We start from the raw sequence: 551 nt of genomic DNA on the forward strand, positions 1-551 counted from the left end.
AGCAAAAAGGCCTTCCCAATCGGGAAGGCCTTTAAAATTAGTGGCGGAGCGGACGGGACTCGAACCCGCGACCCCCGGCGTGACAGGCCGGTATTCTAACCAACTGAACTACCGCTCCGCTATTTGGCTAGCTTTTCGCTAAATCTTTTGCCGTTTATCAGAGGTGTCATCCTCTCGGCCAATGACGTGATTCTTCACATCACTGTTTAATTGGGTGCCTGGCAGTGTCCTACTCTCGCATGGCGAATGCCACACTACCATCGGCGCTACCGCGTTTCACTTCTGAGTTCGGTATGGGATCAGGTGGTTCCACGGCGCTATGGCCGCCAGGCAAATTCTTAATCTAGAAAGCTGACGTGAATAACGATGTTGCTCATGGCTTGTCGTTATCACTGAATTAGTTAGTAGTTCGCTTGGTATCTGCTACAAGTCTCAGAACACTTCTTGGGTGTTGTATGGTTAAGCCTCACGGGTAATTAGTATGGGTTAGCTCAACACGTCGCCGCGCTTACACACCCCACCTATCAACGTTGTGGTCTCCAACGGCCCTT

At 51.0% G+C, this 551-nt stretch carries 1 tRNA gene and 2 rRNA genes; all 3 read right to left on the reverse strand.

Features of this window, described 5'->3' with window-relative positions:
* Positions 1–41: 41 nt before the first annotated feature.
* Positions 42–118: transfer RNA gene (locus BN4575_RS20420), tRNA-Asp, on the reverse strand.
* A 98-nt stretch (positions 119–216) separates the two neighbouring features.
* A 5S ribosomal RNA gene (rrf, locus tag BN4575_RS20425) occupies positions 217–331 on the reverse strand.
* Positions 332–455: 124 nt separating this feature from the next.
* A 23S ribosomal RNA gene (locus BN4575_RS20430) occupies positions 456–551 on the reverse strand; the annotation flags it as partial.

The sequence above is a fragment of the Aeromonas sp. EERV15 genome (assembly GCF_900079845.1).
In the GTDB taxonomy this organism is placed as follows: Bacteria; Pseudomonadota; Gammaproteobacteria; order Enterobacterales; family Aeromonadaceae; genus Aeromonas; species Aeromonas sobria.